18 protein-coding genes are annotated in these 25,155 nt (G+C 44.3%); 16 read left to right on the top strand and 2 right to left on the bottom strand.

Annotation, left to right across the window (positions count from 1 at the left end; translation table 11 throughout):
• The first annotated feature begins 37 nt into the window (after positions 1 to 37).
• The 11 genes from kdpB (at position 38) to BLHYD_RS16980 (ending at position 14,198) form a co-directional block, all read left to right on the top strand.
• Positions 38 to 2,095: a potassium-transporting ATPase subunit KdpB gene (kdpB, locus tag BLHYD_RS17030; protein ID WP_005952307.1), complete on the top strand. Its 2,058-nt coding sequence runs from the start codon at positions 38 to 40 to the stop codon at positions 2,093 to 2,095.
• 18 nt (positions 2,096 to 2,113) lie between these two features.
• Entirely contained in the window at positions 2,114 to 2,764 is a 651-nt protein-coding gene (gene kdpC / locus BLHYD_RS17025; protein ID WP_005952305.1) for a potassium-transporting ATPase subunit KdpC, read from the top strand.
• 246 nt (positions 2,765 to 3,010) lie between these two features.
• On the top strand, positions 3,011 to 5,062 hold the full coding sequence (locus BLHYD_RS17020; RefSeq protein ID WP_005952300.1) for a sensor histidine kinase: 2,052 nt from the start codon (positions 3,011 to 3,013) through the stop codon (positions 5,060 to 5,062).
• An 80-nt stretch (positions 5,063 to 5,142) separates the two neighbouring features.
• A complete protein-coding gene (locus tag BLHYD_RS17015) occupies positions 5,143 to 7,131 on the top strand; it encodes an ATP-binding protein (RefSeq protein WP_005952298.1) in 1,989 nt (662 codons plus the stop codon).
• Positions 7,131 to 7,841 carry a response regulator gene (locus BLHYD_RS17010; protein ID WP_005952296.1) on the top strand — a complete coding sequence of 237 codons (711 nt, stop codon included), beginning with the start codon at positions 7,131 to 7,133 and terminating at the stop codon, positions 7,839 to 7,841. The genes BLHYD_RS17015 and BLHYD_RS17010 overlap by 1 nt, the downstream gene beginning before the upstream one ends.
• The gene (locus BLHYD_RS17005; protein WP_005952294.1) at positions 7,838 to 9,376 is read left to right on the top strand and encodes a DUF4118 domain-containing protein; all 1,539 of its coding nucleotides are present in this window, start codon (positions 7,838 to 7,840) and stop codon (positions 9,374 to 9,376) included. The genes BLHYD_RS17010 and BLHYD_RS17005 overlap by 4 nt, the downstream gene beginning before the upstream one ends.
• The gene (locus BLHYD_RS17000; RefSeq protein ID WP_005952292.1) at positions 9,366 to 10,070 is read left to right on the top strand and encodes a response regulator; all 705 of its coding nucleotides are present in this window, start codon (positions 9,366 to 9,368) and stop codon (positions 10,068 to 10,070) included. Before BLHYD_RS17005 ends, BLHYD_RS17000 begins: the two co-directional genes overlap by 11 nt.
• 115 nt (positions 10,071 to 10,185) lie before the next feature.
• Positions 10,186 to 10,542, top strand: a complete 357-nt coding sequence (locus BLHYD_RS16995; RefSeq protein WP_021844426.1) for a tetratricopeptide repeat protein — start codon at positions 10,186 to 10,188, stop codon at positions 10,540 to 10,542.
• Between the two features lie 530 nt (positions 10,543 to 11,072).
• Positions 11,073 to 12,119 carry an aldo/keto reductase gene (locus tag BLHYD_RS16990; RefSeq protein ID WP_040350907.1) on the top strand — a complete coding sequence of 349 codons (1,047 nt, stop codon included), beginning with the start codon at positions 11,073 to 11,075 and terminating at the stop codon, positions 12,117 to 12,119.
• Between the two features lie 163 nt (positions 12,120 to 12,282).
• Positions 12,283 to 13,242 carry a nucleoside hydrolase gene (locus tag BLHYD_RS16985; RefSeq protein ID WP_005952264.1) on the top strand — a complete coding sequence of 320 codons (960 nt, stop codon included), beginning with the start codon at positions 12,283 to 12,285 and terminating at the stop codon, positions 13,240 to 13,242.
• Positions 13,239 to 14,198 (top strand): 3'-5' exonuclease, encoded by a 960-nt coding sequence (locus tag BLHYD_RS16980; RefSeq protein WP_005952262.1) that lies wholly within the window; start codon positions 13,239 to 13,241, stop codon positions 14,196 to 14,198. Before BLHYD_RS16985 ends, BLHYD_RS16980 begins: the two co-directional genes overlap by 4 nt.
• Here the strand turns inward: BLHYD_RS16980 and BLHYD_RS16975 are convergent.
• On the bottom strand, positions 14,169 to 15,440 hold the full coding sequence (locus tag BLHYD_RS16975) for a D-alanyl-D-alanine carboxypeptidase family protein (RefSeq protein WP_005952260.1): 1,272 nt from the start codon (positions 15,438 to 15,440) through the stop codon (positions 14,169 to 14,171). The genes BLHYD_RS16980 and BLHYD_RS16975 overlap by 30 nt on opposite strands.
• A 569-nt stretch (positions 15,441 to 16,009) precedes the next feature.
• On the opposite strand from BLHYD_RS16975, the gene ileS reads away from it, so the two are divergent.
• Positions 16,010 to 19,126 carry an isoleucine--tRNA ligase gene (ileS, locus tag BLHYD_RS16970; protein WP_005952256.1) on the top strand — a complete coding sequence of 1,039 codons (3,117 nt, stop codon included), beginning with the start codon at positions 16,010 to 16,012 and terminating at the stop codon, positions 19,124 to 19,126.
• Between the two features lie 12 nt (positions 19,127 to 19,138).
• On the top strand, positions 19,139 to 21,604 hold the full coding sequence (locus BLHYD_RS16965) for a glycogen/starch/alpha-glucan phosphorylase (RefSeq protein ID WP_005952254.1): 2,466 nt from the start codon (positions 19,139 to 19,141) through the stop codon (positions 21,602 to 21,604).
• Positions 21,605 to 21,678: 74 nt separating this feature from the next.
• Here the strand turns inward: BLHYD_RS16965 and BLHYD_RS16960 are convergent, their stop codons facing one another.
• Entirely contained in the window at positions 21,679 to 22,590 is a 912-nt protein-coding gene (locus BLHYD_RS16960) for a LysR family transcriptional regulator (RefSeq protein WP_005952253.1), read from the bottom strand.
• Between the two features lie 146 nt (positions 22,591 to 22,736).
• Between BLHYD_RS16960 and BLHYD_RS16955 the strand changes: the two genes are divergently transcribed.
• The 3 genes from BLHYD_RS16955 (at position 22,737) to BLHYD_RS16945 (ending at position 24,949) form a co-directional block, all read left to right on the top strand.
• The gene (locus tag BLHYD_RS16955; protein WP_005952251.1) at positions 22,737 to 23,738 is read left to right on the top strand and encodes a GH25 family lysozyme; all 1,002 of its coding nucleotides are present in this window, start codon (positions 22,737 to 22,739) and stop codon (positions 23,736 to 23,738) included.
• Positions 23,739 to 23,811: 73 nt separating this feature from the next.
• The gene (locus BLHYD_RS16950) at positions 23,812 to 24,417 is read left to right on the top strand and encodes a nucleoside recognition protein (protein WP_005952249.1); all 606 of its coding nucleotides are present in this window, start codon (positions 23,812 to 23,814) and stop codon (positions 24,415 to 24,417) included.
• 4 nt (positions 24,418 to 24,421) lie between these two features.
• Positions 24,422 to 24,949, top strand: coding sequence for a spore maturation protein (locus tag BLHYD_RS16945; protein WP_005952247.1), 528 nt, complete (start codon positions 24,422 to 24,424; stop codon positions 24,947 to 24,949).
• The last annotated feature ends 206 nt before the right edge of the window (positions 24,950 to 25,155 follow it).

The following is a 25,155-nucleotide window of genomic DNA, read 5'->3' as shown; positions in this document are numbered from 1 at the left end:
TTTGTAGCTATTAAAATGAGAAAGGATATCAACTAAGATGTCAAAGGAAAATAAAAAGACTAAATTTGTGACAAAAGATATTCTGAAAAGCTCCTTAATTGGGGCCTTTCAGAAACTGAGTCCGAGATATATGATAAAGAACCCCGTAATGTTCGTGGTTGAGATCGGATTTTTCATTGCACTGGTTCTTACCATTTTCCCAACAGTGTTTGGTGACGACAGTACTCTTAGAGTATATAATGGTTTGGTAGCGGTGATTCTGTTTATCACAGTTTTGTTTGCAAACTTCGCAGAATCTGTGGCAGAAGGACGAGGCAAAGCACAGGCAGAGTCCTTGAAGAAGACAAAAAAAGATACCATGGCACATTTGCTTTTGGACAATGGCGAAGAGAAGCTGGTAAATGCTTCTGAGCTGAAAAAAGGCGATGTTGTTATTGTAAGAACAAATGAGTTAATTCCTAACGATGGTGAGGTTATCGAAGGTATCGCTTCTGTAGATGAGTCAGCGATCACTGGTGAGTCTGCACCGGTAACCAGAGAGGCAGGCGGAGACTTTTCTTCCGTCACAGGAGGTACTACCGTAGTCAGTGACTGGCTGAAAGTCAGAATTACTTCTGAACCTGGTAAATCCTTCCTGGATAAGATGATTTCCCTGGTAGAGGGAGCTTCCAGACAGAAAACTCCAAACGAAATTGCATTGAATACCCTGTTGGTTGGTTTAACAATCATTTTCCTGATTGTAGTAGTAACTTTGTATTGCTTCGCAGATTATTCAGAGACAGCTATTCCGGTAGCAACAATGATTGCACTGCTGGTTTGTCTGATTCCTACCACAATCGGTGGTCTGCTCTCCGCAATCGGTATCGCGGGTATGGACCGTGTAACCAGATTTAATGTCATCGCAATGTCAGGTAAAGCTGTAGAGGCCTGCGGTGATGTTGATACCATGATCCTTGACAAAACTGGTACCATCACTTATGGTAACCGTCTGGCGGCGGATTTTAAACCGGTAAAAGGAAGATCAAAAGAAGACCTGATTGACTACAGTGTTATGACTTCTCTGTGTGACAATACTCCAGAGGGTAAATCAGTAGTGGAATTGGGAAAAGAGATGGGCACCAAGATCGGCGAGGAAGCAGCAGAGCAGATGGAATTCGTAGAGTTTACTGCTCAGACTAAGATGAGTGGTGTCAACCTGAAAGACGGCACTCAAGTACGTAAAGGTGCTTACGATGCAATTAAGACTTATGTGACAGAAAAAGGCGGAAAGGTTCCGGAGGATTTGGAAGGAATCGTGACAGAGATTTCCAGCTTAGGGGGAACACCGCTGGTAGTGTGTGTAGATAACGTGATTTACGGTGTCATTTACCTGAAGGATACTGTAAAACCGGGTCTGGTAGAGAGATTTGCAAGACTCCGTGAGATCGGTATCAAAACTATCATGTGTACAGGTGATAACCCACTGACAGCAGCTACTATCGCAAAAGAGGCTGGTGTGGATGGATTTATCGCAGAGTGTAAACCAGAAGACAAGATCGTTGAGATCAAGAAAGAGCAGGCAGAAGGTAAGATCGTGGCTATGACCGGTGACGGTACGAACGATGCTCCGGCTCTGGCACAGGCTGACGTTGGTCTGGCTATGAACAGTGGTACAGCAGCGGCAAAAGAAGCAGCAAACATGGTAGATTTGGATTCTGACCCGACGAAAATTTTGGAAGTCGTTGAGATTGGTAAACAGCTTCTGATTACCAGAGGTTCTTTGACGACATTCAGTATCGCGAACGACGTGGCAAAATACTTTGCAATTATCCCGGCAATGTTTACGCTGGTTATTCCACAGATGGAAGTACTGAACATCATGCATTTGGCTACTCCGTTCAGCGCGATTTTGTCAGCACTTATTTTCAACGCGATTATCATTCCTTGTTTGATTCCTATCGCAATGAAGGGTGTAAAATACAAACCAATGCGTTCTGAAAAGATGTTGCTGAAAAACATGGGAATCTATGGACTTGGCGGTATCATTGTTCCGTTTATCGGAATCAAGATTATTGACTTGCTTGTGTCACCGTTGCTTGCTCTTTTAGGACTATAAAAGGAGAGAAGAGAAAAGATGAAAAATTTTGTATCATATTTTAAAAAAGCTTTTATCCTTACCCTGGTGTTGATGGTAATGTGTTCCGTTATCTATCCGCTGGTATTGACCGGGTTAGGCCAGGTGATGTTCAAAAAACAGGCGAATGGAAATTTGGTCGAGGTAAACGGTGAGGTAGTAGGGTCCGAATTGGTGGGACAGAATTTTACTGATGACAGATACTTCCATGGGAGAGTTTCTTCTGTAAACTATAACACTTATACAGAAGAGGAAGCGGAAGATGGAACCTATGGTGGTGTAAGTTCAGGTTCATTCAACTATGGTGCGACGAATCCTGATCTGGAAGCCAGAGTAAAGGAAAGCGTAGCAGACTTTAAAGAGCGCTATAAAGACGCTACTGGCGAGGAACTGACAGAGGATATTCCAGCAGACCTGATGACAGCATCCGGTTCTGGTCTGGACCCACACATCAGTCCTGCATCAGCAGAGATTCAGGTGCCGATTGTAGCTGCAAACAGCGGACTCTCTGAGGAGAGAGTAAGGGAGATTGTAGACGAGAATACAAGTCACAAGATCCTAGGCGTCTTTGGTGAGGAAAAAGTAAACGTTCTGAAATGCAACATTGCCATTGCACAGGAGATCGGAGAACTCACAGCAGATGCAGAGTAAGTATAATGGACAGCGTGGTGAGAGAGGAAATCACTGTGCTGAATCTAAGAGGTTGCTGCAGAAGGAATACCTTCTGCGACGGCCTCAATTTTGCGTGATAAGCTCGGCAAGTGGTAACCGTACTTGCACGAGCGGACATTTGCCGGGCAACGGACGGCGAGCAGCTATGCTGCGAGCTGTACGCAGTATTGAGGCGGATAGGGGACGATAGCTCTCTCCTATCCGGTTGTGTAAAGGGGAGAAAATATGAGCGAAGAGATGAGACCTGACCCAGAGAAGCTGCTGCGGCAGATTCAACAGGAAGAACAAAAGGAGAAGAAAAAAAAGAGAGGCAAATTCAGTATCTTTTTGGGATATGCGGCAGGTGTTGGAAAGACCTATGCGATGTTGGATGCTGCGCATCAGGCACAGAAAAATGGGATAGATGTAGTTGCAGGTTACATCGAACCTCATGCACGGCCTGAGACGCGAGCAATGATGGAAGGCTTAGAGGTATTGCCGCCGCTGATGGTGGAATATAAGGGAATAGAACTGCGGGAGATGGATTTGGATGCAGTCTTGAAAAGACGGCCGCAGCTCGCCTTGGTGGATGAACTGGCCCATACGAATGCTAAGGGGCTGAGGCATCAAAAGCGGTATGAGGATATCGAGGAAATCCTGGATGCAGGAATTGATGTCTACACGACGGTTAATATCCAGCATCTAGAGAGTCTGAATGATATCGTGGGAAGCATTACCGGAATCCATATGAAAGAAAGAGTGCCGGATACGGTATTTGATTCTGCAGACCAGGTGAAAATTATTGATATTGAACCTGAGACACTGATACAAAGGTTGCAAGAAGGAAAAATCTATAAGTCAATTCAGGCTGAGAGAGCGCTGAATAACTTTTTTGCAAAGGAAAAGCTAATCTCATTAAGAGAGATCGCTCTGCGCAGAACTGCGGATAGAGTGAACAGAATAGCGATTGAAGAGAGCAAGATGTACCGTGACAAAAAGTACTATACGGGAGAACACGTTTTGACTTGTATCTCTCCTTCTCCTACCTGTGCAAAAGTGATTCGGAGCGCCTCACGTCTGGCTTATGCTTTTCATGCAAACTTTACTGCCTTATATGTTGAGACTCCTGATCTTCAAAATGCAGACCGAAAAGTAAAAAAAATGGTCGAAGAAAATATGCATTTAGCAGAAGCTCTGGGAGCGAAGATCGCTACGGTGTTTGGAGAGGATATTCCCTTTCAGATAGCGGAGTATGCAAAAATCTGTAGCGCATCAAAGTTGGTTCTAGGAAGAACAAATCACAAAATATGGCTGGGACAGAAAAAGGGAACGCTCACCGATCAAATTACACAATATATTCCTAACATGGATATCTATATTATTCCTGATACCAGCAATCGGGCTGAGAGATGGGCGGTTCCCAAAGATGTGGCAAAGCACAAGAAAGAGGAGAAAAATGGAAGCCTGTTTTTAGACCTTATAAGGGGTGTTGCTACACTTGGAATTGCCACAGTAGTAAGTTTAGGTGTGGAACAAGTCGGCTTTATGAGTGCAAATATTATCATCATTTACCTGTTTGCGATTCTGATGCTGTCTCTCTACTCACGGAGAAGGTGGGTTTCGGCAGTGGCGGCACTGCTCAGTGTATTTTTGTTTAACTTTTTCTTTGTACCGCCGATCTACAGTTTTGCCGTTCATGCGCCGGCTTACTATACGACCTTTGTGTTTATGTTTCTGTTTGCATTTATTATTTCTACGATTATCACCAGTGAAAGAAAACAGGCAAAAGAGAGTGCGAAATTTGCATATCGCACGGAATTACTCTTGGAAAATAGCAAGAGGATGCGGCGGGTTCATACAGTCAGAGCTCTATTGAAGGAACTCAGCAATCAGGTACTGAAGTTGATGAATCTGTCAGTGATATTTTTTGTGAAAAAGGATAATAAAATGACGGGACCATGGTTATTTCCAAGGGTAGGGATGGACAAGGCTCAGCTTCGGGATATGTTAGATGATCAGGAACGTGCCGTTGTACAGTGGGTCCTGGAGAATAAAAAAAGAGCTGGCTGTTGTACACATACGCTTCCAGGCGCCCAGGCTATGTATCTTCCTATTAAAAGTGGTGACGAGATCTATGCGGTTATGGGAATTGTTTTGGAGGAGAAAAGGGAAATTCCGCCTTTTGAGTATGGACTGCTCACTGCTATGCTGAATGAGGCAGCGCTGGTGTTTGCGAGAATATATATGACCAACAATAATGTAGAAGAGCAAAAAGGAGATCAAAAAACGGCTCGATGACGTGGGAGTCTATTTCTGTACAATTCATTCATTTTTTGATATATTTATATGAATAAAAATAAAGAATAGGGGTGAATCGTATGTCTGCTCATATACAAAGTGCTGCCGATGAAAATGAACACATCATGGTATGTCTGTCGGCGTCCGCTTCAAACCCAGAAGTGATACGTCAAGCAGCCAGGATTTCCAGTTCTTTTCATGGAAAATTTACTGCGTTTTATGTGGAGATGTCTGGTATGGATGATATGCCAGTTCAAGAGAGAAATAATCTTCAGGCAAATATTCGAATGGCGGAACAATGCGGGGCTAATATCATAGTCTCCTATGGAAATGATGTGGCTGAACAGATCGCTGAGTACGTCAAGGTGGCAAAAGTGACACAAATCATAATGGGGAAGACCTATAAGGGCAGACGTTGGCTTTTTAAGAGAGACAGTATCTCAGACAAACTGTTAAAGATTGCCCCTAATTTAAAGGTGATGCTGATTCCAGATCCATTGGAAGAAGAACATAAAATTCACTGGGTCAGGAGAAGAAGGAACCAAGATTTCTACCGGAATTCTCTGAGGCTGTCAATAGATATACTGACAATTTTTTTATTCTTGCTGCTCTCAACAGGCATTTGTGTTCTTTTTGAGGAAAATGAATTTCAGACGGACAATCTGCTGATGATCTATATGATGGGTGGGCTTTTACAGGCACTGTTTGCACGGTGCAGAATCAGCAGTATTTTGTATGCTTTAGGCAGCGTGATAGTATTCAATTATTTTTTTACCGAACCTCGGCTGACACTGCATGTGAATGATACGAGTTATATCACCACCTTTTTTGTGATGTTTGCCACATCAATGACCGTCTCTACTCTAGTTCAGCAGATGAAAAGAGTGGCAAAACAGGCTGCAGAGAAGGCATATCGTACAGAAATTTTGTTGGAAACAAGCCAAAAGCTGCAACAGGCAGAGGATGTCTCTCAGATAGCACTACAGTCTATTCAGCAGTTGGAAAAACTGTTGAACTGTACTGTGTACTGTATTCCGGGAAAACCAAGCTCAGATATGAAGTTGCAGGACTACTTTGCCAGCAACAAGGAAGCCAATGGGCTGTCACGGGATGAAATTGCGGTGGCAAGCTGGGCATATAAGAACAACAAGCACGCAGGGGCTACAACGGGAACACTTCCTGGCGCGAGATGCCTTTATCTGACTGTACGCAATGGGGATAAAATTTTTGCGATTATAGGAATTGAGTTAAATGGAAAGGTTCCCACCGCCTTCGAGAAAAGTGTAATGCTGGCTTTGCTCAACGAATCGGCGCTGGCATTTGAGAAAGAGGAACTGCGTAGGCGAGAGAGGGAGACTGCTCTTAGATTACAACAGGAGCAGCTCAGAGGGAATCTGCTGCGGGCGATTTCTCACGATTTGAGGACACCTCTTACGAGTATTTCAGGAAATGCGGATATGCTGATGAAAAGCTATCAAATGATGGCGGACTCTGAGCGCACGAGAATATTTCACGATATCTATGAGGATGCGGTGTGGCTGATTAATCTGGTGGAAAACTTACTGTCGGTGACGAGAATTGAAAATGGAACCATGGATATTGTACTTCAGCCAGAGATGGTAGAGGATGTTCTGGATGCTAGCATGAAGCATTTGAACCGTCATGTGAAAAACCATAAGCTCAAAGTAAGTCAGGCTGATGATATGCTGATGGCAAAAATGGACGCAAAATTGATCATACAGGTACTGACTAATTTAGTCGACAACGCGTTTAAGCATACACCGGAAGGGTCTGAGATTGAGATAAATGTATATGAGAAAAGACATAAAGTTGTCTTTGAGGTGGCTGATAATGGTGACGGTGTGCCGGAAGACCAGAAAGAGAAAATTTTCACAATGTTCTATTCAGGAGATCACACTACATCGGATGGACGAAGATGTATGGGAATGGGGCTAACACTTTGTAAGTCAATTATAGAAGCCCATGGAGGAAGAATTTGGGTGGAGGATAATCATCCGCATGGAGCTGTCTTTCGGTTTGAGATAGAAGCAGAGGAGGTAAATTTCTGATGAAAAAAGAAAATATGCTGATTATGGTGGTCGAAGATGACAAGCTGGTGGGAAATCTCATAACGAGTACTTTGAAAGTAAATGATTACAAGTATATACTGACTACGACAGGAAATACGGCGATTATGGAAGCAGTCTCCCACAGGCCGGATGTAATTCTGTTGGACTTAGGACTTCCTGATATAGATGGGATTGAGGTGATTAAGAGTGTGAGATCTTGGTCTATGTGTCCGATCATCGTCATAAGTGCCAGAAGTGAAGACAAAGATAAAATTGACGCGTTAGATGCAGGTGCGGATGACTATCTGACAAAACCCTTCAGTGTAGATGAATTGCTGGCCAGGCTTCGCTCTACAATGAGAAGAATTCAGTATCTAGAGGATAATGCGGGAAAAGAGACACCGGTTTTTGAGAACGGTCAGCTTCGAATCGACTACTCTTCCGCGTCGGTTACGGTAAAAGGAGAAGAAATTCATCTAATGCCCATTGAATACAGTCTTTTATGTCTACTGGCACAGAATATCGGCAAAGTTCTGACGCATTCCTATATACTGGATAAAATCTGGAAGAACAGTATTGAGAGCGATTTGTCTTCTCTGAGAGTATACATGACCTCTCTGAGAAAAAAAATAGAAATTGGATGTGAGAGGGGAACCTATATACAGACGCATATCGGCATTGGATATCGTATGGTTCGGGTGGAAAAATGAGTGATAAAAGGACAGTGGTCTTGAAAATGATACAGGTGTTGAAATCGGTGGCGGTGATGATTGGATGCCTTGCGGGCGCGACTTTGATAGGAATGGTTTTTCACTGGATGAAATTTCCAGATACCAACGTGGTGATCATCTATATTTTTTCTGTACTGCTGACCGCACGTTTTGTCCCAGGCTATGGATATGGGGTTGCGGTTTCCGTAGCGGCGACACTGACGTTTAACTATTTTTTTACAGCACCGTATTTTACATTGAATGTGTATGATCTGTCTTATCTGGTGACCTTTGTGATTATGACAGTGACCGCGATTATGACCAGTGCGCTGACATCTAGGGCGAGGAAGAGCGAGCGCCAGGCGTGGGAAAAAGAAAAAATCGCGAATGCACTGTATGGATTGACACATCGGCTTACCAATGCAGCAGATTTGGATGAGATTGTCTCAGCGGTCATTGAGCAGGTGAGTAAAGTATTGGGATGTGATGCAGCGTGCCTGTGTTTTAATCAGGAGGGTTGTCCCATGGAGACTTATCAACAGCAAAGAGGTAGTGAACGGATGATTCAAAAAACTGGAGAAGAGGATTTCGCCAGGTATTCCGAGGGAAACGTCTTTGGGAAAAACACAGTCTGTGTGGGAGAGAAGTTTTGTGATTGGCCTATCTACGGCAAAGACAGAATTCTAGGTGTACTGCGGTTGCCAAAAGATACCGCGGTTGGTACCATGAGAGGTTATCTGCCGTTGATGCAGGCTATGTTGGAAAACACAGCATTGGCTATGGAGCGAGTATGGAATGTGCAGGAGAGCAATCGTTCGAAGGCGGAGATGACCCAGGAGAGATATCGCGGGAATCTGCTGCGGGCAATCTCACACGATTTGAGGACTCCTCTGGCGGGAATCATGGGGAGTTCGGAACTTTTGATGGATATGCTGAAGGAGGACAAGGAGGGCCGTGAGCTGGCCTCTGGCGTCTATAAGGATGCCGATTGGCTGCTGTCTTTGGTAGAAAACATCCTGAATCTCACGAGGCTCCAAGATGGCAGGCTTATCTTGAATAAGCAGCCGGAGGCGGTAGAGGAGATTTTGGGCAGTGCAATTGCCCATGTGACAAAGCGTTATCCAGGAAGAGAAATTACGGTGGATATTCCGGAAGAACTGCTGATGGTACCTATGGATGGAAGATTGATGGAACAGGTTCTCGTGAATCTGATGGACAATGCAGTGAAGCACACATCGGAGGAAAAAGAAATTCGTGTGGTGGTAAAGACGCAGGAGGAGCAAGGAGAAGTACTGTTTCAAGTGTTGGATGAGGGTAGTGGAATCGCTCCGGCAGATTTGCCTCATATTTTCCAGCTGTTTTACACGACGAGTACGAAAAGTGCAGATGCCAAGAGAGGTGTTGGTCTGGGATTGGCGATCTGTGAGTCTATTGTGAAGATGCATGGAGGAACGATTACCGCGGGCAACCGGAAAGATTGCAAAGGAGCGGAGTTTTCCATTCGGCTCCCTATGGAGGTGTCTCATGAAAAATAGTAGTATTCATATCTTGGTCATAGAAGATGATCCTCAGATTAGAAACTTTATATCTTATGTGCTGAAGCAGGAAGAGTTTTTGTGTACAGCTGTGGGGACTGCGCAGGCTGGCATGTCGGAGTTGGTGTCAGGGCAGATAGATTTGATGATTCTGGATCTGGGGCTGCCGGACTATGATGGCATCGAGGTGATTCAAAAAGTCAGAGAGTGGTCGGAGATTCCTATTGTGGTGGTGTCTGCGAGAGACCAAGATCAGGAAAAAGCAGCAGTGCTGGACAGCGGAGCAGATGATTATCTGACGAAGCCTTTTTCAGCAGTGGAGCTTTTGGCCAGAATTCGGGTGGCGCTGCGGCACCTTTGCAGGCTGGGAATCGGAGGACAGAGGGTTCAGACTACGGCGAAGGTCAAGGATTTGAGTATAGATTTTGAGAAGCATTTGGTGTACTTGGAGGGAAAAGAAATCCATGTGACTCCCATGGAGTACAGCCTTTTGAATCTATTCTTTCACAACATCGGAAAAGTACTGACCACAAGTTATATTTTAAAAGAAGTTTATGGAGTTCATTATGGAACAGACACTCAGGCGTTGAGAGCACTGATGGCTGGTCTCAGGAGGAAAATAGAAAAAAATCCGGCGAAGCCCCAGTATATTTTGACAGAGATTGGAGTGGGATACCGGCTGAGTGAAAATTAAATTCTCACAGGATTCTCACACAGATTTAGAATCTCTCACACCATCATCACAAAATCTTTGTTATTCTTTAGATAAAGAAAATATCCTCGATAAAGAGGTAAAGGAGAAGATAGAGATGATGGAGAGAGTATTTAACAGAAATAAAAGTAATTTATATACATTTTGCAAAGCAGGAAAGAAGCTGATTAATAAGGGTAAATATGAGGAGTGCAGATTGTTGGCGGCGGATGCCATGAAGAATTATCCAGATGCGCCGGAACCTCATAATATATTTGGAATTGTATTGGAGAAGCAGGGAAACCACGCGTCAGCAATGAGACATTTTCGGGCTGCGTACGCATTGGACCCATCTTATGCGCCGGCACGGCAGAATCTTGAAAATTTTGGAACCTTTGAGCAGAATTTAGGCTGTGCGTTTGGTGATCTGGAGGAGCAGCAGAATGCACAGAGTGAGGATAAAGTAATTGCATAACAGGTAGTTGAAAGGGTACTGTTGCCGTGAAAGCGGCAGCAGTTTTTTTATTGTATAGGAAACGAAGTTTCCTATACAATAAAAAGCCCTCCGGGCGAGATGCACACGCCGCAATGGGGAATTTCACCGCAAGGCGGTGCTGCGGCGGCGCGCAAAGTGGGGCGCGCCCCTCAAAGATTGAGAGAATGAGGAGTTGAAGTGGGCTTGCCCACTTTGTTATATAATAGGAAAGACCTTGTCACGCTAATGGGTGTAAGTTCTTTCCCATTACATAAACGCTCCGCTATGGATGCGAACGCCGCAATGAGGAATTTCACCGTTTTGCGGTGTCGCAGCAGTGCGCAAGCGGAACGAGCCCCTCAAAGATTGAGGGGATGAGGAAATGGAAGCAGGCTTATCCACTTTATTATGCTATTTGATATTGAAAAAAATTAAATCTTATGATAAATTGAAAATAGTCAGAATTAAGTCAGAAAATAGCTTTCAAATTTTTAAAAAGTTAGATGTCGACAAAATAGGAGGACAAGGAAATGCAGACTGTGAGATTGGGAAAGACGGAGATTGTGACCAATAAAAATGGTTTTGGGGCGCTGCCAATTCAGAGAATCAGCGACGCGGAGGCTGTGAAGCTGCTGAGAAGAGCTTACGACAGAGGGATTACATTTTACGACACAGCTAGATTTTATACAGACAGCGAGGTTAAGATTGGTCTCGCCTTCAAAGGAATGAGGGATAAGGTATACATTGCTTCAAAAACAGCGGCGGTGACGCCGGAGGCTTTTTGGAAAGATTTAGAGACCACGCTGAATAATCTTCAGACGGACTATCTGGATATTTATCAATTTCACAATCCTGATTTTTGTCCGAAGCCGGGGGACGGCAGTGGGGTCTATGAGTGTATGCTAAAGGCGAAGGAGCAAGGGAGAATCCGTCATATTGGTATCACCAATCATCGCTTAAAGGTGGCTGAGGAGGCAATTGATTCCGGGCTTTATGACACTCTTCAGTTTCCATTCTGTTACCTGGCTACGGAGAAAGACATTGCACTGGTGAAAAAATGTGAAAAAGCGGATATGGGATTCATTTCTATGAAGGCTTTGTCAGGAGGATTGATTAATAACTCAGCGGCAGCTTATGCTTTTCAGGCACAGTATGAGAATGTTTTGCCCATTTGGGGAGTACAAAGGGAGGAAGAACTGGATGAGTTTCTGTCCTACATAGATCATCCGCCTGTGATGACGGAGGAGCTGCGGCAGGTCATTGATCATGACAGGGAAGAGCTGTGTGGGAATTTCTGTCGTGGATGTGGATATTGTATGCCATGTCCGGCAGGTATCAAGATCAATGACTGTGCGAGAATGTCTTTGATGATACGGAGGGCGCCGACTCAGATGCAGCTGACAGCAGATATGCAGAAGATGATGATGAAGATCGAAGACTGTCTGCATTGTAATCAATGTATGGAAAAATGTCCTTATGAATTGAACACCCCTGAGCTTCTTCAGAAAAATTTGAAAGATTATAAGGAGATTCTAGCAGGAAAAGAGATTCTTTCCAATAAAGAGACGCAGTTTTAAAAAAAATGTAACGAATAGCCAATAGCAGCTTCCGGTAGTGAAATAAGGTGATTGTAAAATAACAGTGTTGTTGGTATAATGATAAAAGTAATAGAAATATAGGCATTTATGACAATGGAAAGTTCGCGAAGCGTGCTTTCCATCGTTTTAGGAGGAAGTCTTTATGAACCGTAAGAAGATTATAATAGACTGCGACCCCGGGATTGATGATTCAATCATGCTCTGTCTGGCAGCAGCATATGAGAGACAGCTGGAAATTCTGGCAGTGACTACAGTTGCGGGAAATCATCTGATTAATAAAGTAACCAAGAATGCGCTGGATGTTTTAGATTTTCTGAAGATGGATGTGCCGGTGGCCAGAGGGATGGATACACATATTCTGAATCCAGTAAGACCGGCAGAGGATGCTCATGGGGAGAACGCATTGGGAAATGTGACACTTCCTGACTCCGTGAGAAAACCGGTGGATGAGCATGCGGTGTTGTATATTCGCGACCTTTTGATGGGATTGGGAGAAGATGAGAAAGTCACGTTGGTGGTTACTGGCCCTTGTACCAATATAGCAATGCTTTTCCGGCTGTTTCCACATATAAAAAAGAAAGTTCAGCAGATTGTACTCATGGGAGGCGGTGTAAAAAGCGGCAATGTGACTTCGGCGGCAGAATTTAACATGCATGAGGACCCGGAAGCGGGAGAAATTGTATTCCAGTCAGGAGTTCCCATCGTCATGGCAGGTTTGGATGTGACCTGGCAGTGCGGACTGACCCGTCGGCAGATTGAGAAGCTCTGTCAAGTGGGAGGAAAGGTAGCTAAATTCTGTGGAGATATGGCAGGATACGCCTTTGAGAGAAGTTTTCATGAACTGCGTAGAATTTTGCCCATACATGATGCGGTGACGATTATGTATTTGGTTCACCCAGAAATCTTTCAGGATGAAGATGCGTTCGTCCATGTGGATTGTTCTTATGGAATCAGCCGCGGAGAGACAGTCTGCGATTTTCGCTGGTGGAGATTCGAGGAGGAGCCTGCAGTCAAGGTTTTGCTGAGCGCAGATGAGAACAAATTTCAGGAACTTTTAATAGAAGCTATATTTGAACTGGATGAGAGACTGGGTAACCTATGAACTATATTGTGATGGATCTGGAATGGAATCAGTGTCCGGACGGAAAAGAGTATGCCAATGAAAAGCTGCCTTTTGAGATCATTGAGATTGGGGCAGTAAAACTAAATCAGAACAAAGAGATTGTTGGACGTTTTCATGAGATCATCAGGCCCCAGGTGTATAAGTGGATTCATGCGAAGACCAGAGAGGTGGTCCATCTGAACTATAGGAATTTAGCAAATGGCAAGTCCTTTTCGGCAGCAGTCCAGGATTTTTTGGTGTGGTGCGGAGAGGACTATCGATTTTGTACCTGGGGAACTCAGGATTTGCTTGAATTGCAGAAGAATATGAGATATTATCAAATTCTAGAGAGTCTTCCTGGGCCAATTCGTTACTACGATGTACAGAAATTATTCAGTATAGCCTATGAAGATCGGTCCAGCCGCAGAGCTTTGGAATATGCAATTGAGTATTTGAATATAGAAAAAAAGTATAAGTTTCACAGAGCACAGTCGGATGCCTATTACACGGCAGAAGTTCTTCAGAAGATTGAGGACCCTGAAGTTTATTGTTATGATTCCATAGACGTGTATCAGAATCCTAAGGGGAAGAAGCAGGAAATTCATATTAAATATCCTACTTACGATAAATTTATTTCCAGGGAATTTAGCAGTAAGGAAAAAGCGATTCGGGATCGCGAAGTGAACAGCACGAGATGTCCCGTGTGTGCGGTGGCTGCCAAGAGAAAGATCCGTTGGTTTACTACGAATTCCAAGCAGTATTACAGCGTGTCTCTATGTCAGAGCCATGGCCTGGTAAAAGGAAAAATCCGCATGAAGAAGACAGAGAACGATACTTTTTATGTGATTAAAACTATCAAGTTGATAGATACAGCAGATGCGAAGAAGATTCAGGAAAAGCAAGAATCCCTTCGCATCAGAAGACAGTTAAGAAGAAAGCGCAGCAAGGAAAAGTAAATTTTCTTGCTGTTCATAGGAATCGGAAGCTCCCAAGAACCAGTTGTTGTGTTTGTACAGATAGCTGGTTCTTAATTTTTTGTTTCCAATAGGGTTTGGAATAATGGTTGTCTTTGCGTATATTTTGTCTGTGTCTATCTCAGTAGGCACGGTGATAAAATAACCGTGATAGGCAAACATTGGACTTTTTGACTGTCTGTAATCGAGCACAGTCTGGGTGAGGGGGTCTAGATTGATATCCAAATATTTAGGCCCTTTCTTTTCGACTTGGATATTCTTGAAGTTGTTAAATCCGTAGTCAAAAAGGGCAGCCGTATCTGTGTAAGTGTAGGTTCCCTCGTCTTGCAGTACTACACAGATTAAAGTCATATGTCCTCTCTTAGCATAAGTCACCAGAGTGTTTCCGGCAGCTTGGGTGTAGCCGGTTTTGCCGCCCAGACAGCCTTCATAATAATAACCTGTGTTTGACATCATCTTGTGGTGATTGTACAAAACGCGGGGCTCCGTGTACAGGTTTGTGGGTTCGATCGTGTACTCCAAGGTGGTTGCTACTTTGCGAAACTGGGTGTTTTTCCAGGCATACCGGGCGATCAATGCCATGTCATGGGCAGTAGTGTAGTGGTGTTTATCGGGAAGACCGTTGGCGTTGTTGAAATGCGTTCTGGTACATCCGATTTGTCTCGCGGTCTGGTTCATCAACTCCACGAAGTTTTTTAGATTTCCACAGCTTTGTTCTGCAATAGCTGTCGCTACTTCATTGGCGGATGCCAGCATGATGGCACGGTAACAGTCGGAAACTTTCATCTGTTCTCCTACCAGGCAACCGATATTGGAACTGTCCACATCCTGATGGGTGATTGCATAGTCAGAGAAAGTGACGGTATCATCTGGATTACAGCGCTGCATCGCGAGTGCGGTGGTCATAATCTTAGTGATACTGGCAGGGTATAGCTTCTTATGGGCGTTTTTGCTGTAGAGAATAGCTCCGGTATTCGCGTCCATGAGAACGGCTGAGCCAGCTTCTACTTTTGGACCTTCAGGCCATCCTTTGATTTGGTTTGAAGTGATCTTGCCGTCGTAATAGGCGGTATGGGGAACTGGGGTCGGAGTGGGGTCGGAGACCGCTTCATTCGCAGGCGGGATATCTTCTGCTGTGGCGGATACTGGGACAGTAATAAAGAGAGACTGCATCAGCAAAATCACAGCTAGGATTGAGAGCAGTATAGTTTTATTTTGCTTCATAGTAATTCCTTCTTTCGTTGTGAATTTTTTCAAAATATTTTTTATGATTTTGTCTTTGTCTATAGGTGTTCTTTGATGATAACAAGAAAGCGAGAATTTGTCCAGGCAGGTATATGTAAAAATGGTAGCAGTTCATCTATGAGAAGAGACTCTATAAGTACCATGTTAACAATAATGAAATGTCACAAAAAATAAGAAGAATAGGAAGAAGGTCTTGACACGGGGAATTAATCATTAGTATAATACACTACAAATAGGGAAAAACCACGATGGAGACAGTAGGTTGTATTTGAAAAGCACAGCGAGCCGGGGCGGGTGGAAGCCTGGTATGAGTAGAAACAGTTGAAAATCCCTCCGGAGTTTCGAGTCTGAAAGCGGAAGCGAGTAAGAGGAGACGGATTTCTTCCGTTATCAGGAACGGGTATAAGCTAAAACAGCAGTACCATGTAATAGGTGGTCAGCGAATGCAGAACTTTCGTCCTTTTACAGGATGGAAGTTTTTTTTTCCTAAAATAAGAGAAAGAAAACGTTGTAGAAATTTAATAATAAAGTAGTAGGAGGTATGAATCGTGTATCAGAAAGTAGATACGAATCTGAATTTCGCAGACAGAGAGAAAAAAGTCGAAGAATTCTGGAGAGAAAACCATATTTTTGAAAAAAGTATGGAATGCCGCAAAGAAGGCGAGACTTATACTTTTTATGATGGTCCGCCGACGGCCAATGGAAAACCTCATATCGGACATGTATTGACTAGAGTAATCAAGGATATGATCCCCCGTTACCGTACAATGAAAGGGTATATGGTTCCGCGAAAAGCGGGCTGGGACACCCATGGACTTCCTGTGGAACTGGAAGTGGAAAAAATGCTGGGCTTAGATGGCAAAGAGCAGATTGAGGAGTACGGTCTGGAACCATTTATCAATCACTGCAAAGAAAGTGTTTGGCAGTACAAAGGAATGTGGGAAGACTTTTCCCAGACGGTAGGCTTTTGGGCGGATATGGAGCATCCTTATGTAACCTATCATGACGATTTCATTGAATCTGAGTGGTGGGCATTAAAGAAAATCTGGGAGAAAGGGCTGCTCTACAAGGGATATAAGATTGTTCCCTATTGTCCAAGATGTGGAACGCCATTGTCCAGCCATGAGGTTGCTCAGGGGTATAAAGACGTGAAAGAGCGCTCCGCAGTTGTACGCTTTAAGGCAGTGGGCGAGGATGCCTACTATCTGGCATGGACCACGACTCCATGGACTTTGCCGTCCAACGTGGCTCTCTGTGTCAATCCGGTGGAATGCTATGTGAAGGTCAGAAAGAATGACGAGGGAAAAGTCTACTACATGGCAGAAGCTCTGGTGGAAAAAGTGTTGGGCGAAGATGTGGAGATTTTGGAGCGTTACACAGGAAAAGATCTGGAATATAGAGAATATGAGCCGTTGTTTAATTTTGTAACGCCAAAGAAAAAAGCTTACTATGTGACTTGCGCGGACTATGTCACTTTGACAGACGGTACCGGCGTGGTACACACTGCTCCGGCGTTTGGTGAGGACGACTCTCAGGTCGGCCGCCGCTATGATCTGCCGTTTGTACAACTGGTAAATGAAAAAGGTGAGATGACTGAGGAGACAGCTTGGGCAGGAAAGTTCTGCAAAGACGCGGACCTGCCGATTCTTCAGGACTTGGAGGACCGTGGTCTGCTGTACGACGCTCCGAAGTTCGAGCACAGCTACCCGCATTGCTGGAGATGTGACACCCCGCTGATCTATTATGCCCGTGAGTCCTGGTTCATCAAGATGACTGCGGTCAAAGACGATCTGATTCGCAACAACAATACGATCAACTGGATTCCGGAGAGTATCGGAAAAGGACGCTTCGGTGATTGGTTGGAAAATGTCCAGGACTGGGGAATCAGCCGTAACCGTTACTGGGGGACTCCTCTGAATATCTGGGAGTGTGAATGTGGACATATGCATTCCATCGGCAGTAAGGCAGAGTTAAAAGAGATGTCTGAGAACTGTCCGGAGGATATTGAGCTTCATCGTCCTTACATCGATGAAGTGACGATCAAGTGTCCGAAATGTGGAAAGGAAATGCACAGAGTACCAGAGGTAATCGACTGCTGGTTTGACTCTGGGGCGATGCCTTTTGCACAGCACCATTATCCATTTGAGAACCAGGAACTTTTTGAACAGCAGTTCCCGGCAGATTTTATCTCTGAGGCTGTAGACCAGACTCGTGGATGGTTCTATTCTTTGCTGGCGATCTCAACTTTGATCTTCAACAAAGCTCCATATAAGAATGTAATCGTTCTGGGACATGTGCAGGATGAGAATGGACAGAAGATGAGCAAATCCAAAGGCAATGCGGTTGACCCGTTTGACGCGCTGAGAGATTACGGTGCAGACGCAATCCGCTGGTATTTCTATGTGAACAGCGCTCCATGGCTGCCGAACCGTTTCCATGGAAAAGCGGTTGTGGAAGGCCAGCGTAAATTCATGGGTACTTTGTGGAATACCTACGCATTTTTCGTGCTGTACGCGAATATTGATAAATTTGATGCGACAAAATATACTTTGGATTATGACAAGCTGCCGGTTATGGACAAATGGCTGTTGTCTAAGCTGAATTCTGTAGTAAAAAGTGTGGATGAGAATCTGGAAAACTACCGGATTCCTGAGAGTGCGAGAGCGTTGCAGGATTTTGTGGATGAGATGAGCAACTGGTATGTCAGAAGGAGCAGGGAGCGTTTCTGGGCAAAAGGTATGCCCCAGGATAAAATCAATGCTTATATGACACTGTATACAGCTTTGGTGACCATCTCTAAGGCAGCAGCTCCGATGATTCCGTTTATGACAGAGGATATCTACCGCAATCTGGTATGCAGTATCGACAAAGATGCTCCGGAAAGTATTCATCTGTGCGACTTCCCTGAGGTGAAGGAGGAATGGATTGACAAGGAACTGGAGAAAAATATGGAAGATCTGCTGGATGTGGTTGTGTTGGGAAGAGCTTGCAGAAATACCGCAAATATCAAGAACCGCCAGCCAATTGGAACCATGTTTGTGAAAGCTCCATTCGAATTGGATGATTTTTACCTGGATATTATCGCAGATGAGCTGAATGTAAAAGAAGTGAAGTTCGCGGATAATGTCGGCTCCTTTATTTCTTATAACTTTAAGCCACAGCTGAAGACTGTAGGCCCGAAATATGGTAAACTGCTGAATGGTATCCGTCAGTATCTCTCTGAGGTGGACGGAACGAAAGCGATGGAAGAGTTAAAGGCAAATGGAACTTTGAACTTCCAGGTGAACGGCAGTGATGTCTCTCTTTCTGAAGAGGATCTGTTGATCGAGACAGCTCAGAAAGAAGGATATGTGACAGAGAATAGTGGCAAGATTTCCGTAGTTTTGGATACGAATCTGACACCGGAGCTTTTGGAAGAAGGCTTTGTGCGTGAGATTATCAGCAAGATCCAGACCATGAGAAAAGAAGCGGGCTTTGAAGTGACAGATAAGATCTGTGTATCTGCAAAGAATAATGAGAAGGTTATGGAAATCATGAAGGCCAATGCAGAGGAAATCAAAGTGGAAGTTTTGGCAGATGAGATGCTCTTAGGTGAGACGAAAGGCTTTGAAAAAGAGTGGAACATCAACAAAGAAAAAGTGACGATGGGTGTATCCAAACAGTGATAGGAGGACGATATGATTATCGACAAACAGTTTGAAAAAGAGACGTTTAAGAAGAGTGTGCGCGACAATGTGAGATTTTTGTTCAGAAAGACATTGGAAGAGGCGACTCCTCAGCAGATCTTTCAGGCAGTTTCTTATTCTGTAAAAGATGTAATCATTGATAACTGGCTGCTGACGCAGAAGACATACGAAGAGCAGGATCCAAAGACGGTGTATTATATGTCTATGGAGTTTTTGATGGGTCGTGCTCTTGGAAATAACCTGTTGAACTTAACTGCTTATAAGGAGGTTAAGGAAGCTCTGGATGAGCTGGGAATCAATCTGAATGCGATTGAAGACGAGGAACCAGACCCAGCTTTAGGCAATGGTGGTCTGGGCCGTCTGGCCGCCTGCTTTTTGGATTCTCTGGCGACTCTTGGATATAGTGCCTATGGATGTGGAATTCGTTACCGCTATGGGATGTTCAAGCAGAAGATCGAGGATGGATATCAGATAGAAGAGCCGGACAACTGGTTGAAAGATGGGTATCCATTTGAGCTGCGCCGGCCGGAATATGCAAAAGAAGTGCATTTCGGTGGGTATGTGAGAGTGGAGTACGATCAAGAAAAAGGTGAGAATAAGTTTATTCACGAAGGGTACCAGGCAGTAAAGGCAATTCCCTATGATATGCCGATTGTGGGCTATAACAATAAGATCGTGAACACGCTTAGAATCTGGGATGCGGAACCGATTGTGGATTTTGGACTGGATTCTTTTGACAAGGGAGATTACCGCAAAGCAGTAGAGCAGGAGAATTTGGCGAGAAATATTGTGGAAGTTCTCTATCCAAATGACAATCACTATGCAGGAAAAGAGCTTCGTCTGAAACAGCAGTATTTCTTCATCTCCGCTAGTATTCAGGCTGCGATTGTAAAATATAAGAAGACTCACGATGATATTATGAAGCTTCACGAAAAGGTGACGTTCCAGATGAATGATACGCATCCAACGATGGCGGTGGCTGAGCTGATGCGTATCCTGATGGACGTGGAAGGCTTAGGATGGGACCAGGCATGGGCAATCACTACAAAGACCGTGGCTTACACCAACCATACGATCATGGCGGAGGCGTTGGAAAAATGGCCGATTGAGCTGTTTTCCAGACTGCTTCCGAGAATCTACCAGATCATTGAGGAGATCAACCGTAGGTTCATTATCGAGATTCAGAATCGCTATCCTGGCAATTATGAGAAAATTAAAAAGATGGCGATCATCTATGATGGTCAGGTAAAAATGGCGCATCTGGCGATTGTGGCAGGCTATTCCGTAAACGGTGTGGCGAGACTTCATACGGAAATTCTGAAAAATCAGGAGCTGAAGGATTTCTATGAGATGATGCCAGAGAAGTTTAACAATAAGACCAATGGAATTACCCAGAGACGATTCTTGCTTCATGGAAATCCACTTTTGGCGGATTGGGTGACTAGCCATATCGGAGCGGACTGGATTACCGATTTGAGTCAGATTCGTAAGCTGGCGATCTATGCAGATGACGAGAAAGCTCAGCAGGAGTTTATGAATATCAAGTATCAGAATAAGGTGCGCTTGGCGAAGTATATTCTGAAGCACAATGGCATTGAGGTAGATCCCAGATCTATTTTTGATGTACAGGTGAAGAGGCTGCATGAGTATAAGCGGCAATTGCTGAATATTCTGCATGTGATGTATCTGTATAATCAGATCAAGCAGCATCCAGAGATGGACTTTTTCCCAAGGACTTTTATCTTTGGTGCAAAGGCGGCAGCAGGTTACAGACGTGCAAAGCTGACGATTAAATTGATTAATGCGGTGGCGGATGTAGTAAACCATGACACCAGCATCAATGGAAAGCTGAAAGTGGTATTTATTGAGAACTATCGTGTTTCTAATGCTGAGATGATTTTTGCAGCAGCCGATGTGTCTGAACAGATCTCGACGGCGAGCAAGGAAGCTTCCGGTACTGGAAATATGAAGTTTATGCTCAACGGTGCCGTGACTCTCGGAACCATGGATGGAGCGAATGTAGAGATTGTGGAGGAAGTTGGGGAGGAGAATGCGTTTATCTTCGGCCTTAGTTCCGATCAGGTTATCAATTACGAGAATCATGGAGGCTATGATCCTCATGTGATCTACAATACGGATGGGGAGATTCGCCAAGTAATGATGGAATTGATTAATGGAAAATACTCCAATGATACAGAATTGTTCCGAGATCTCTATAATTCTCTGCTGAATACTCAGAGCAGTGACCGGGCGGACACCTATTTCATTTTGGCGGATTTCCGGTCATATGCAGAGGCTCACAAAAGAGTCGAAGAGGCATATAGGGATGAGAGACGTTGGGCGAAAATGGCGATGCTGAATACTGCGTGCAGTGGAAAGTTCACATCTGACAGGACGATACAGGAATACGTGGATGATATTTGGCACCTGGATAAGGTGAAAATTGACGCGGAGTAATCATCGGATAGGGGGCCCTTCCCCCATCCGCCGCGTTTATTGTGCAGAATAGGAGCTGTTGCAAAATAGATGTTTCATCTATGGAGCAATAGCTCCTTTTTCAAGAGTTCCAGATAGGTAATCGACAACTGACTCAAGGGCATGTTAGCTGGAACTATATAACCGAAGTGAACACGGAGGTTTTCATCCAGGGGTCGACTGACCAGGCTGTATTTTCGACAGGTTTTTTCGTCCAGAGGCATACAGTCCAGCGTAAAGGCCCGGTTATCAGAAACAAGTTGGTACATAATATCGGTGTTGGAGACCGTAATCCGAGCTTTCGGGCAAATCTTGTCAAGAAGTGAGTAGACTTGCAGAGTGAGGGAATTCATACGGGAGCATTTCTCGGTGATATAGGTATAACCTTCCAAGTCTTCAGGCTTGATGGAACTTCTGGCAGCAAGGTCAGAGTTCTGGTGAACAGTGATTTGATATTTGGAACAGAGTAGATCATGAAAGTCTAGCTTAGAGCTTTTGAAATAAGACATCCAGTCGCTCAATTGCGGGTCGATAATTGTGACAATTCCTAGATCGTAACCAAAATTTTTTACTCGGTCCACAGCCTCATAACATCCGCAGAAAAACATGTCAAAGTTAAGATGAGGGTTTTGGGCATTTTGGCTGCATAGGTTGACAAAGGCGTTCTGAGCCTGGGAGACAAGGGTTGTTGCAAGGTGGAAAGAAGATACCGGAGACTCCTTGAAGTTTTCCAGGCTGGAGAATTGCTTTAGCACATTGCGGGCCTGTATGATAAATTCATATCCGCGCACGGTGGTTCCAGAGATGCCCTTTCGGTTTCTCTCGAAGATATCAAAGCCCAGTTCTCTTTCTAAGTCACGTATTGCCTGGCTGAGCCTTGGCTGGGAGACAAAGAGAGAGTGAGCGGCCAAACTGAAAGAGTGTAGTTTATATACTTCTACAACATAGATGATTTGTTGAATATTCATAAGTCCTCCAAAGGTTCAATAGTCCTAAATACTTACTTTGGTATATATTAATACACGAAACAGTGAGAGTAAAGAGTTATTTGCTTAAACCAAAGCATAGACACTGGCATACCTTAAAGTGAGAATGAGAAATAGGGTGAAAGATTATGGAAATCAGAGGTATTGATGTGAGCGCGTATAATCGTGTGACAGACTACAAAAAAGTGGCGAAGGCTGGGATTAAAGTAGCAATTCTTCGAATCACAGAGAGAGGAAATAAAGTAGACTCTACTTTTTATGGAAATTATGAAGGCTTTGTGGGAGCAGGAATTAAAGTAGGGGTATATAAATACAGCTATGCGCTGTCTGTAGCACAAGCCCAGGAGGAGGCCCGCAAAGTCTTGGAGACTCTGAGCGGCAGAAAATTGGATTATCCAGTTTTCTATGATATGGAATGGAGTGAGCAAAGATCTTTACCGAGAACCACAGTGACAGCTATAGTGAAAGCATTCCGCAAGGTGATTGTGGATGGTGGCTACTTATTTGGAATTTACTGTAATACAGATTGGTATTACCATGTGCTGGATACAGCATCCCTTCCTTATGATTATTGGCTGGCTGCGTATCCTTATAATGATAAAGGACAAATCGTCGAAAGTTTGCGTCCACCGGTAGGAATCGGCTGGCAGTACAGCTCAAAGGGACGGATTCCGGGGATAGAAGGAGACGTGGATTTGGATGTGTTTTATAAAGACTTTTCCGGCGGGAGCTCTGGGGAAGATGCTTCAGGTACTGTTTCCTACACGGTAAAAGCAGGGGACACACTATCTGGAATTGCTCAAAAATACAATACTACGGTGGAGAAACTGGTGAGCCTGAATCATATCAGCGATGCAAATCTAATCTATGTCGGACAGAAGATTCAGATTCCGAAGACAGATGAGGCCTACAAAACTTGGGTGGGTGCCTGTACGGGAAACAGTGTCAATGTGAGAAAAGGACCGGGGTTGAGCTACGGCAATATTGCAGGGTATCCGAGACTGAACAAGGGGAACCTTGTGGATGTAATCGGGGAGAAAAACGCGAATGATGGGGTACCGTGGTACTATATTTGGATTGCGAAGAAGTATAAAGGTTATGTCCGTCATGATTACATCCGCAGAGTATGATGAGAAAATCGAGTGATACAGGAATGAATCAGAGAGAAACTTTCATATATTGTAAAAAAACTGGCAGGTGCTTATGAACTATCTATGGGGCGGTATGATTCTCATAGGAATCGTCTATGGAATGTGTACTGGTAACATATCAGAAGTCACGCAGGCAGTCATACAGTCATCGAAAGAAGCGGTGAATCTTTGCATTGGAATGGCGGGGATCACCGCTTTTTGGAATGGGCTGATGAAGATTGCGGAGGAGTCCGGGATGGTGGAGGGGATGACCATTAAAATTCGACCTCTGTTGAACTTTTTGTTTCCCGGTTTGGTGGGGGAGGAAAAGGCCAGGAAATATATAGCGGTAAATATGATCGCAAATTTTCTGGGGCTGGGAATGGCAGCCACACCGGCAGGGTTAAAAGCGATGGAAGAACTGGAAAAGATAGAGGAGGCCAGAAGAAGAGGTGCCATCTCTGGAAAACCGCGGCCGAGGGGAGAAGCGAGCAATGAGATGTGTAACTTTCTTATTATAAATATTTCTTCGTTGCAGCTAGTGCCGGTGACTATGCTGGCCTACCGTGGTCAGTATGGCAGCGTAAATCCAACGGCGATTATAGGTCCGGCGATTGTAGCGACTATGGTCAGTACTGTGGCAGGAGTTATTTACTGTAAATGGAAGGACAGAAGGTAGAAAGATGAGATTTTTTATGTTTCTCTCTAATTTTATATTCCCTCTTATGATATTTGTGATTGTCGGTTATGGGCTTTTGATGAAGAAGGACATATACAGTGCTTTTTTATCAGGAGCTCAGGAGGGCCTGGGAATTGTTGTGAGGATACTGCCTACGCTCATTGGACTGATAATAGGGGTGGGAGTTCTGCGTTCCTGTGGGGTGTTGGATTTGCTGGGAGATTTGTTTTCTAGATTTACAGCCGAGACGGGCTTTGGACCAGAGCTGTTTTCCCTGGCGCTGGTGAGACTTTTTTCTTCCAGCGCAGCGACAGGGGTAGCCCTAGATATTTTTAAGGAGTATGGGACCGATTCTCTTACAGGACTTGCAGCGTCCATTATGATGAGTTGTACGGAGACCGTGTTTTATACGATGAGCGTCTATTTTGCTGCTGCTAAGATCACGAAGACCCGTTATACGGTGAGAGGGGCGCTTCTGGCTACGGCGGCGGGAATCGCGGCGAGTGTAGTGTTGGCGGCAGGTATGATATAAATATATCGGCATAAAAGATGGGTAGATATAAGAAAAACGAATAACAATATAAGTTTTGGATATTATACAAGGAAAAGGCCCAACGCTATAATAAATAACAATGGTGCTGTACTGAAGTATGCGGTTTGAAAAAACTGTTGTTGAGGGAAGGTAGCAGATGAAAAAAGACCAGGCTGTCCTGGGACGCGCGGCTAGGATTGCGGTCA

The sequence above is a fragment of the Blautia hydrogenotrophica DSM 10507 genome (assembly GCF_034356035.1).
Lineage (GTDB): Bacteria > Bacillota > Clostridia > Lachnospirales > Lachnospiraceae > Blautia_A > Blautia_A hydrogenotrophica.
This window is presented reverse-complemented; position numbering and strand designations above follow the sequence as displayed.

Coding starts and splice junctions, on each gene's coding strand:
- kdpB (WP_005952307.1), top strand. CDS start 38: ATGTCAAAGGAAAATAAAAAGACTAAATTTGTGACAAAAGATATTCTG.
- kdpC (WP_005952305.1), top strand. CDS start 2,114: ATGAAAAATTTTGTATCATATTTTAAAAAAGCTTTTATCCTTACCCTG.
- BLHYD_RS17020 (WP_005952300.1), top strand. CDS start 3,011: ATGAGCGAAGAGATGAGACCTGACCCAGAGAAGCTGCTGCGGCAGATT.
- BLHYD_RS17015 (WP_005952298.1), top strand. CDS start 5,143: ATGTCTGCTCATATACAAAGTGCTGCCGATGAAAATGAACACATCATG.
- BLHYD_RS17010 (WP_005952296.1), top strand. CDS start 7,131: ATGAAAAAAGAAAATATGCTGATTATGGTGGTCGAAGATGACAAGCTG.
- BLHYD_RS17005 (WP_005952294.1), top strand. CDS start 7,838: ATGAGTGATAAAAGGACAGTGGTCTTGAAAATGATACAGGTGTTGAAA.
- BLHYD_RS17000 (WP_005952292.1), top strand. CDS start 9,366: ATGAAAAATAGTAGTATTCATATCTTGGTCATAGAAGATGATCCTCAG.
- BLHYD_RS16995 (WP_021844426.1), top strand. CDS start 10,186: ATGATGGAGAGAGTATTTAACAGAAATAAAAGTAATTTATATACATTT.
- BLHYD_RS16990 (WP_040350907.1), top strand. CDS start 11,073: ATGCAGACTGTGAGATTGGGAAAGACGGAGATTGTGACCAATAAAAAT.
- BLHYD_RS16985 (WP_005952264.1), top strand. CDS start 12,283: ATGAACCGTAAGAAGATTATAATAGACTGCGACCCCGGGATTGATGAT.
- BLHYD_RS16980 (WP_005952262.1), top strand. CDS start 13,239: ATGAACTATATTGTGATGGATCTGGAATGGAATCAGTGTCCGGACGGA.
- BLHYD_RS16975 (WP_005952260.1), bottom strand. CDS start 15,440: ATGAAGCAAAATAAAACTATACTGCTCTCAATCCTAGCTGTGATTTTG.
- BLHYD_RS16965 (WP_005952254.1), top strand. CDS start 19,139: ATGATTATCGACAAACAGTTTGAAAAAGAGACGTTTAAGAAGAGTGTG.
- BLHYD_RS16960 (WP_005952253.1), bottom strand. CDS start 22,590: ATGAATATTCAACAAATCATCTATGTTGTAGAAGTATATAAACTACAC.
- BLHYD_RS16955 (WP_005952251.1), top strand. CDS start 22,737: ATGGAAATCAGAGGTATTGATGTGAGCGCGTATAATCGTGTGACAGAC.
- BLHYD_RS16950 (WP_005952249.1), top strand. CDS start 23,812: ATGAACTATCTATGGGGCGGTATGATTCTCATAGGAATCGTCTATGGA.
- BLHYD_RS16945 (WP_005952247.1), top strand. CDS start 24,422: ATGAGATTTTTTATGTTTCTCTCTAATTTTATATTCCCTCTTATGATA.